Origin of the sequence: Clostridioides sp. GD02404 (genome assembly GCF_045898275.1) — a bacterium.
GTDB lineage: Bacteria > Bacillota > Clostridia > Peptostreptococcales > Peptostreptococcaceae > Clostridioides > Clostridioides difficile_A.
Genome location: NZ_JBJOCA010000008.1, coordinates 124,268 through 134,232, shown reverse-complemented (window position 1 = coordinate 134,232; position 9,965 = coordinate 124,268). Strand labels below are relative to the sequence as shown.

Genomic DNA, 9,965 nt, shown 5'->3' with positions numbered 1-9,965 from the left:
TATATATATGTTGAGTATAGGAACAAAAGCACCAGAATTTACATTAGAAGATAAAGATGGAAATAAAGTAAGTATGTCAGATTTTAAAGGAAAAAAAGTAGTAGTATATTTTTATCCTAAAGATAATACACCAGGTTGCACACGCCAAGCTTGTGCTTTTAGAAACGCGTATGATGGGTTTAAAAAGGATGATGTACAAGTTATTGGTATAAGTAAAGATAGTATAAAATCACATCAAAAATTTGCAGAAAAACATGAACTGCCATTTATTTTACTTTCTGATCCTGATTTAGTTGCTATTAAAGCCTTTGATGTATGGAAAGAGAAAAAAATGTATGGAAAAACTGCATTGGGAGTTGTGCGAGCAACATATATCATAGATGAAAATGGAATTATTGAAAAGGTATTTGAAAAAGCAAAGCCAGATACAAATGCACAAGAAATTCTTGAATATTTGGAAAAACAGGAGTAATAGAAATTTATGATTATAATGTTATCACCAGCTAAAAATATGAAGCATGTAGAAACATTTGGTAGAGAATTAAGTTTGCCTTGTTTTATAGATAATGCAAAAGAAATAGTGGAGAATATAAAAATATTTAGTATAGAAGATTTAAAAAACAAGATGAAAATCAATGAAAAACTAGCTACATTAAATAAAAATAGATTTGAGAGTATTAAGTTTGATAGATTTGGGAGTCCTGCAATCTTAACTTATGATGGAATGCAATATAAAAACATAGAAGCACATAGTTTTACAAAGGAAGATGAAGAATTTGCAGATGGTTGTATTCGAATCATAAGTGGATTGTATGGAGTTATAAAACCATATGACAGCATATATGAATATAGATTAGAAATGCAGACAAAATTACAGATACAAGAATTTAAGAATTTATATGAATATTGGGGAAATAGCATATATAAAGAACTAATTAAAGAAAAAAAGGCTATCGTCAATCTGACATCAAATGAATACAGTAAATCCATAGAAAAATTTATTAAAGATAGTGATACATATATTACATGTACTTTTAAAGTAAGTAAAAATGGTAAATTGAAAGTTGAATCTACACAAGCAAAGAAAGCTAGAGGAATGATGGTAAAATATATTGTAAAAAATAGAGTAAGAGATATTGAGGAACTAAAGAAGTTCGATTTAGGTGGATATAAGTATCAAGAAAAGCTATCTGATAGTGGTGAATATGTATTTGTAAAAGAGTAGATAGTTTTAAATATTAAATAGTATTGTTAAATTTAGGTAAAATATGCTTATTGTGTATTGAATTGAGCTTAATTTTAAAATATAATTATTCTTAAATCAAAAAAAGAAAGGAGTGATCTTCCAAAATGGAAAATCACAAACAGATGCCTTGGCATTCAAGAGCAACACATGAAATTTTAGAAAGTCTAGATTCATCAGAAGAGGGGCTCACCGATACCGAGGCGGAAAAACGGATTAAAGAGAATGGTTTAAATGAACTGAGAAAAAAACCACCTAGAACAACTTTACAAATGCTTTGGAGTCAAATTACAGATGCTATGGTTTTAATCTTAATAGGTGCAGCCATATTATCTTTGATATTTGGAGAATTTACAGAAGCTTTTGTAATACTAATAATTGTAACAGTAAATGCAGTTATTGGAATCGTTCAAGAGAAAAAAGCAGAATCATCATTAGAAGCACTAAAAAATATGAATTCACCTATAGCTCGTGTTATGCGTGAGGGTGAAGAAAGTGTTATTCCAGCAAGCAATCTTGTAGTAGGAGATATTGTTTTTTTAGAAGATGGGGCGATGGTTCCAGCAGACCTTCGTTTGATAGAGACATCAAGTTTAAAAATTCAAGAAGCTTCATTAACGGGAGAATCTGTTCCATCAGAAAAAGACTCAGATACAATCTTACCTGAAGAATGTGTATTAGGAGACCGTAGCAATATGGCTTATACATCCTCAATCGTCACATATGGTAGAGGTGTAGGTGTTGTAGTTGCAACTGGTATGGATACAGAAGTGGGTAACATAGCACATCTTTTAGATTCACAAGATGATTTTGATACTCCTATAAAACGTAAACTTAATACTGTTGGAAAGACATTAAGTGTAATAGGTATTATTGTATGCGTTGTTATATTTGCAATAGGTGCATTTTATCAGAGACCTCTCTTGCCAATGTTTATGATTGCAATTTCCCTTGCCATATCAATTATTCCAGAGGGATTACCTGCAACAGCTACTATTGTAATGGCTTTAGGCGTACAACGTATGGCTAAAAGAAATGCTTTAATTAGAAAATTACCTGCTGTTGAAACACTAGGAGGAGCTACAGTAATATGTTGTGATAAAACTGGTACATTAACTTTAAATAAGATGACTGTTACACATATTGCTGTAAATGGAGATTTTGAATCTGGGAAAGTTACATCAATAGATACTGCATCTGAAAAACATCCACTAGTATATAAAGAGATTGTTTATGCTGGTGCACTTTGTAATGATGCATGTATTAATCCAGATAAAACAGATGAAATATTAGGTGACCCAACAGAGGGTGCATTAATTTTTATGGCTAATAAATTTGGAATAGATCAAGAAGCTCTTGAAGAAGAATATCCACGTGTATTTGAACAGCCTTTTGATTCTGATAGAAAATGTATGACAACTGTTCATAATATAGATGGAAAGATTACTGCTTATACTAAAGGTGCAGTAGATGAAATTCTTGACTTATGTACTAAAATATTAACATCAAAAGGCGAAAGAAATATTACCGAATTGGATAAAAAGAATATACACGAATTATGTCTTACTATGTCTAAAGATGCATTGCGTGTACTTGGTTTTGCGAAGCGTGAGATTTCATCTATACCAAAAGAAGATAATGAAAATATAGAATATGATTTGACATTTATAGGTATGGTTGGTATGATTGACCCTCCAAGAACTGAGGTAATTGATGCAGTAAATACTTGTAAAGAAGCAGGTATAAGAACTATAATGATAACTGGTGACCATAAAGTTACTGCCACAACAATAGCTCATGAATTAGGAATATGGAATGAAGGAAATACTGTTATATCTGGTGATGAACTTGATAATTTAAGTGATGATGAGCTAGATGAGGCTGTTAAAAATGCTACAGTATTTGCACGTGTGTCCCCTTTTGATAAACTTAGAATTATACAATCTCTAAAAAGAATTGGAGAAGTGCCAGCAATGACTGGAGATGGAGTAAACGATTCTCCTGCTTTAAAATCTGCTGATATTGGTATAGCTATGGGGATAAGTGGTACAGACGTTGCAAAAGATTCTTCTGATATGATTTTAATGGATGATAGCTTTACAACAATTGCTTATGCAATAAAAGAAGGTAGACGTGTATATAGAAATATACAGAAAGTTATACAATTCTTACTTGTTGGTAATATAGCAGAGATACTTACATTGTTTGTTGCAATATTATTAAATTGGGACACTCCACTTCTTGCAGTTCATATTTTGTGGGTAAACCTTGCAACTGCTACACTTCCAGCCCTTGCGCTTGGAGTTGACCCACCAAGTAGAAATATAATGAAGCATCAGCCAGTGAAATCAACAACCTTATTTGAAAAAAATCTTATACAAAGAGTAGTTACTCAAGGTATATTTGTGGCAATAATGACTATTTTAGCATATAAAATTGGTCTTAATATAGAAAATCATGCTGTAGGTCAAACAATGGCATTTTGTGTATTAGCATTTTCACAAATGTTAAGAGCATTTAGTCAGCGTTCAAATACAGATTCCATGTTTAATAAAAATAATGGTAAGAATCCATTTCTTTTAATTTCATTTTTAACTTCTGCATTATTAATAGCAGTAATACTATTTGTACCTGTCTTTAGAAATGCATTCAGTTTAACTATTTTAAATGGTTCAGAATGGCTCATAACAATCATTCTAGCTACAATGTCTGTAGTTCAAGTAGAAGTCGGAAAAGTTATTAAAAGAAAAATTTCAAAAAAATAGTTGACAAAATTAGGAAAAATATATAAGATATAAAACATAGAAAAATTAAATAAATCTTATCCAGAGAGGTGGAGGGACTGGCCCTATGAAACCCGGCAACCAGTATATTTATATACATTGGTGCTAAATCCTGCGGCGAAAGCTGAGAGATGAGTATAATTAAGCTTATACAGAGCCTGAGTTATATACTCAGGCTTTATTTATTTTAAATCTCATCTGGTAAATAGTTTAATTTTTTTTACTAAAATATAAGGGGGATACAAAAATGTATAACAAAGAAACAATATGTGTGCAAGGAAATTATAAACCAGGAAATGGAGAACCAAGAGTCTTACCTTTATATCAAAGTACAACTTTTAAATATAGTAGTATAGACCAACTTGCTGACCTATTTGATTTGAAAGTTGATGGACATATGTATTCAAGAATAAGTAATCCAACTGTTCAAGCCTTTGAAGAAAAAATAAGTTTGTTAGAAGGGGGAGTATCTTCTGTGGCTGTATCATCAGGTCAATCCGCAAATATGTTAGCTGTTTTAAATGTATGTAAATCAGGAGATAGTATACTTTGTTCTTCAAAAGTATATGGAGGGACATTCAATTTATTGGGACCTAGTCTTAAAAAATTTGGAATAGATTTAATATCATTTGATTTAGATTCAAGTGAAGATGAAATAGTAAAACTTGCAAATGAAAATACTAAAGTTGTGTTTGCAGAAACACTTGCGAATCCAACTCTTGAAGTTATAGATTTTGAAAAAATAGCAAATGTGGCTAAGAGAGTTAATGTTCCATTTATAGTTGATAATTCACTAGCATCTCCAGTGCTTTGCAATCCTCTAAAATATGGGGCAAACATAGTTACTCATTCTACTACAAAGTATTTAGATGGGCATGCTTCAAGTGTTGGAGGGATTATAGTAGATGGTGGAAACTTCAATTGGGATAATGGAAAGTTTCCAGAGTTAGTTGAACCAGACCCAACATATCATGGAATAAGCTATACTCAAAAATTTGGAAATGCTGCATATGCAACTAAGGCGCGAGTTCAACTACTTAGAGATTATGGAAATTGTTTAAGCCCATTTAATGCATATCTTACTAATTTAAATGTTGAAACACTTCACCTTAGAATGGAGAGACACAGTGAAAATGCACTTAAAATAGCTAAGTTTTTAGAAAAACACGAAAATGTAGATTGGATTAACTATCCAGGACTTGAAGATAACAAGTATTATGAGAATGCCAAAAAGTATCTATCAAAAGGATGTAGTGGAGTTTTATCATTTGGAGTAAGAGGTGGATTAGAAAATGCCAAAAAATTTGTGGAAAAATTACAGATAGCATCTTTAGTTACACATGTTTCAGATGTAAGAACATGTGTTATACATCCAGCTTCAACTACTCATAGACAGTTAACAGAAGAACAATTAATTGCATCTGGAGTATTACCTTCACTAATAAGATTGTCCGTTGGAATAGAAAATGTAGAGGATTTAATAGCTGATTTAAATCAAGCTTTAAATTTCTAATAGTCTAAGAGAAAGAGAAGTGAAAAGATATGGCTTTAATACTACCAAAAGGATTACCTGTTATTAATAAATTATTGGATGAAGGAATAGATGTAATTTACAAAGAAGATTTTAATAAAGAATTAAAATATGAAGAGAATATAGATACAAAGATAGCTATATTGAATCTAATGCCTATAAAGATGGATACAGAATTAGATTTACTTAGAAGAATAGATAAAACAGGATTTAATGTATCTGTGGAATTTATTAAAATCTCAACAAGAGAAAGTAAGAGAGTATGCAATGAGTATGTTAAGGATTTTTATAAAACATTTGATGAAGCCAAAGAAGAACACTTTGATGGTTTTATAATAACAGGAGCTCCAGTTGAACAAATGGAGTTTGAAGAAGTTGATTATTGGAATGAACTAGAAGAAATTATGGATTATTCTAAAAGAAAAACTAAATCTACATTATATATATGTTGGGCAGCTCAAGCAAGTCTTTACAAATACTACAATGTAAAAAAACTTCCATTAAGTCAAAAATGTTTTGGAGTATTTAAGCATAAAGTAGATAAAAATAGTAAAATAGTAGATGGATTTGAAAAAGAATTTTTTGCTCCACATTCAAGACACACTACTATAAATACTGAAGCTCTAAGAAATAATAAAGAATTGAGTATTGTAAGCCATTCTAAAGAAGCTGGTCCTTATATAATTACAAACTCAAGAGATGTATTTGTAATGGGGCATGGTGAATATGATAAGTACACTCTTGATAAGGAATATAAGAGGGATATAGACAAGGGAGATGAAATATCAATACCTCAAAACTATTATACGAATAATGACCCTTCACAAGAGCCAACTGTCAAATGGAAAAAACATTCTGAGTTATTGTTTAGAAATTGGATAAAAAACTATCTACTACAATAAATTTGAGATGCTATATAAAAATAATTAAATAAGATATAGAAAATGATAGGTATAGAGATAGTCTTAATGATTCTTTATACCTTATTATTTTTTAAAAAATTTGACATTATAATAGTAGTTTTATATAATAAAACTAAACCGACTGACGGTCTATTGAAAGGAGAAAACATATGAGAATTGTAAAAGACCCTGAAGAACGTAAAGCTGAAATATTAGATACAGCTGAAATGCTTTTTTGTACTAAAGGGTATTCGAAAACTACTATAAATGATATTTTAAATGAAATTGGAATTGCAAAGGGTACTTTTTATTACTACTTTAAATCCAAAGAAGAAGTAATGGATGCAATTATAACTAGAATTATAGATAATGATATAAATGTGGCAAAAAAAATTGCTTTAAATCCAGAAATTCCAGTGCTTGAAAAATTCTTTCAGATATTGATGTCTCAAAGACCTAGTGTTGGAAATAATAAAGAAAAAGTAATTGAACAATTCCATTTACCAAACAATGCAGAAATGCATCAAAAGACAATAGTTAAAACTATTCTAAACTTTACACCAATCTTAGCAGAGGTAGTAGAACAAGGAGTAAGAGAAGGAGTATTCAATACAAAGTATCCAAAAGAAACGATAGAGTTTTTGATTGCTTCTTCTGAGTGTATATTTGATGAATCAATGTTCAATTGGAATAAAGATGAAATGTTACAAAAAACAGAGGCTTTTGTTTATATTATGGAAACAACCTTAGGTGCAGATAAAGGTAGTTTTGATTTTGTACATGATATGATAATAAAGAATTAAGTTTTTGCACTATTTATTATTATATTTTGATTTTTAGTCATACTATATTTGAGATAATTAGTTGTAATGGGATTAAAAAGTGAGAAATCGGTGTAAAATATATACATCGATTTTTCATTAAAAATATATTATATAAAATTAGATATCAATAAGAAATGATATTTATAACTGAAGTTACAATATTGTAATTGACAATAAATACTTAATACTATAATATTTAATACATTAAATATTATAGTATTAAGTATTTATTAGTGAGATACGCTTAAGTCTAAGGTTAATATTCAGTAAAATAAAGCATTTTTGTAGGGAGAGTTTGTATGGATGAGATAAGTTTTAAGAAAGAGTTATTGGAATTGACTAGAGATATAAATATTAAATTTGCAACTTTATTGAGCCAATTTTATCAACCACTTGGTATTACAGCAGTGCAAGCCTTGATTCTATCAGAACTATGTGAACATGGAGAGAAAAAAATAAGTGATTTAGGAAAAAATTTAAATATGACAAACAGTAATGTATCAGTAATATGTCAGAGACTTGAAAAGAATGGTTTTTTAAATCGTATAAGAGATATGGAAGACCAAAGAATTGTAAAAGTAAGGCTTACAAATAAATCACTAGATATACAGGAGAGTATTTCAAGCAGTATCTTTGATGATTATTTTGAAAATATGACTAGTGAAAAATTGCAAGATATGGAAGATATAATAGAAGGTTTAGAGAAGTTAAATAAGCTTTTAACTTACATTGATTGCAAATAACATAAAAAATAATTTAAAGGAGAATAAAATTATGGATGAACATAAACCACAGAAAAGGTCTGGTCTCTATTATTATACAATAATAATAATAGTAGTAATGTTTTTAAATGCTTTAATATTTCCAAGTCTAATGGATAAAAAAATGGTTGAGATTGACTATGGGAAGTTTCTTACAATGTTGGATACAGGAAAAGTAAAATCTGTTGAGATAGAAAATAATAGAATAGCAATAAGTCCATCTAGTAGTAAGGATAAGAATATATACATAACTGGTAGAATGGATGACCCAGAATTGGTAGATAGATTGAAAAATGCGAAAGTAGAGTTTAATAAGGTTATTCCTAAGGAAAACTCACCACTTTTAAGTATTTTACTTACATGGATAATACCTATAGGTATTCTTATGCTATTTGGTAATTTAATGATGAAATCAATGCAAAAGCGAATGGGTGGCAACAGTATGCAGTTTGGAAAGAGCAATGCCAAAATGTATGTATCTGCTCAAAGTGGAAAAAGATTTAATGATGTTGCTGGTCAAGATGAGGCAAAAGAAGCTTTAAGTGAGATAGTAGATTTCTTACACAATCCAGAAAAATACAAGAAGATAGGAGCACAAATGCCTAAAGGTGCGCTTTTAGTAGGGCCTCCAGGTACAGGAAAAACACTTCTTGCAAAAGCTGTAGCAGGAGAAGCAAATGTTCCATTTTTCTCAATATCTGGTTCTGAATTTGTTGAGATGTTTGTAGGAATGGGAGCATCTAGAATTCGTGATTTATTTAAACAAGCAAAAGAAAAAGCTCCATGTATAGTCTTTATAGATGAGATTGATACTATTGGGAAAAAGCGTGATAATGGAAGTGGATTAGGTGGAAATGATGAACGTGAACAAACTTTGAATCAGTTGTTAAGTGAGATGGATGGTTTTGATGGTGGAATAGGTGTAGTAATACTTGCTGCTACAAATAGACCTGATAGTCTTGATAAAGCATTACTTCGTCCAGGAAGATTTGATAGACGTATACCAGTTGAACTTCCAGACCTTGGAGGACGTGAAGCTATATTAAAGGTGCATGCTCAAAATGTAAATGTAAGCTCAGATATAGATTATAATGCAGTTGCGAGGTCTACATCAGGTGCTTCAGGTGCAGAACTTGCAAATATTGTTAATGAAGCAGCACTTTTAGCTGTTAAATCGGGCAGAGATATAGTAGAACAACAGGATTTTGATGAATCTGTCGAAACTGTAATTGCTGGATATCAACGTAAAGGAGCTGTAATTTCAGATAAGGAAAAGAAAATTATAGCTTATCATGAAATAGGTCATGCACTTGTTGCTGCTATGCAAAAACATTCTGCTCCTGTCCATAAGATTACTATAATACCTAGAACTTCAGGTGCATTGGGTTATACTATGCAAGTTGCAGAAGATGAGAGTGTACTTATGTCTAAAGAAGAAGCAATTGATAAAATAACTACATTTACAGGAGGTCGTGCTGCTGAAGAGGTTATTTTTAATACTTGTACATCAGGAGCCTCAAATGATATAGAGCAAGCTACAAAAATTGCAAGAGCTATGGTTACTCGTCTTGGTATGAGTGAAGAGTTTGATATGGTTGCTCTAGAGACAATAAGTAATCAATATCTAGGAGGAGATACTTCTCTTGCTTGTTCTTCAGACACTGCTGCCAAAATTGATGAAGAAGTATTTAGAATAATAAAAACTTGCCATAAAAATGCAACTGAAATTTTAGAAAACAATATTGAAAAACTTCATGAACTTGCTGAATATTTATTAGAAAAAGAAACTATTACAGGTGATGAGTTTATGGAAATACTTAATTTACAATAAAATAATTATTTAATGATTTAGGATAAAATCCTTTTAGATTTACTAAAAAGTGGTATAGCATTTATAAATGTTATACCACTTTTTAATATT

Annotated in this window: 8 protein-coding genes and 1 riboswitch; all 8 genes read left to right on the top strand. The window is 30.4% G+C overall.

Annotation, left to right across the window (positions count from 1 at the left end; all coding sequences use genetic code 11):
• The first annotated feature begins 7 nt into the window (after positions 1 to 7).
• The 8 genes from bcp (at position 8) to ftsH (ending at position 9,875) form a co-directional block, all read left to right on the top strand.
• A complete protein-coding gene (gene bcp, locus Q3287_RS07180; protein ID WP_021384605.1) occupies positions 8 to 472 on the top strand; it encodes a thioredoxin-dependent thiol peroxidase in 465 nt (154 codons plus the stop codon).
• Between the two features lie 9 nt (positions 473 to 481).
• Positions 482 to 1,225 (top strand): peroxide stress protein YaaA, encoded by a 744-nt coding sequence (gene yaaA / locus Q3287_RS07175; protein WP_407963775.1) that lies wholly within the window; start codon positions 482 to 484, stop codon positions 1,223 to 1,225.
• Positions 1,226 to 1,350: 125 nt separating this feature from the next.
• Positions 1,351 to 4,008, top strand: coding sequence for a cation-translocating P-type ATPase (locus tag Q3287_RS07170; protein WP_054270298.1), 2,658 nt, complete (start codon positions 1,351 to 1,353; stop codon positions 4,006 to 4,008).
• 53 nt (positions 4,009 to 4,061) lie between these two features.
• A riboswitch (SAM riboswitch) is annotated at positions 4,062 to 4,164 on the top strand.
• A gap of 109 nt (positions 4,165 to 4,273) precedes the next feature.
• Entirely contained in the window at positions 4,274 to 5,539 is a 1,266-nt protein-coding gene (locus Q3287_RS07165) for an O-acetylhomoserine aminocarboxypropyltransferase/cysteine synthase family protein (protein ID WP_054276698.1), read from the top strand.
• Between the two features lie 29 nt (positions 5,540 to 5,568).
• A complete protein-coding gene (locus Q3287_RS07160; protein WP_054276699.1) occupies positions 5,569 to 6,459 on the top strand; it encodes a homoserine O-succinyltransferase in 891 nt (296 codons plus the stop codon).
• Positions 6,460 to 6,629: 170 nt separating this feature from the next.
• A complete protein-coding gene (locus Q3287_RS07155) occupies positions 6,630 to 7,262 on the top strand; it encodes a TetR/AcrR family transcriptional regulator (protein ID WP_054276700.1) in 633 nt (210 codons plus the stop codon).
• Positions 7,263 to 7,582: 320 nt separating this feature from the next.
• A complete protein-coding gene (locus Q3287_RS07150; RefSeq protein ID WP_054270302.1) occupies positions 7,583 to 8,026 on the top strand; it encodes a MarR family winged helix-turn-helix transcriptional regulator in 444 nt (147 codons plus the stop codon).
• Positions 8,027 to 8,057: 31 nt separating this feature from the next.
• Positions 8,058 to 9,875, top strand: a complete 1,818-nt coding sequence (gene ftsH, locus Q3287_RS07145; protein ID WP_054276701.1) for an ATP-dependent zinc metalloprotease FtsH — start codon at positions 8,058 to 8,060, stop codon at positions 9,873 to 9,875.
• Positions 9,876 to 9,965 lie beyond the last annotated feature (90 nt).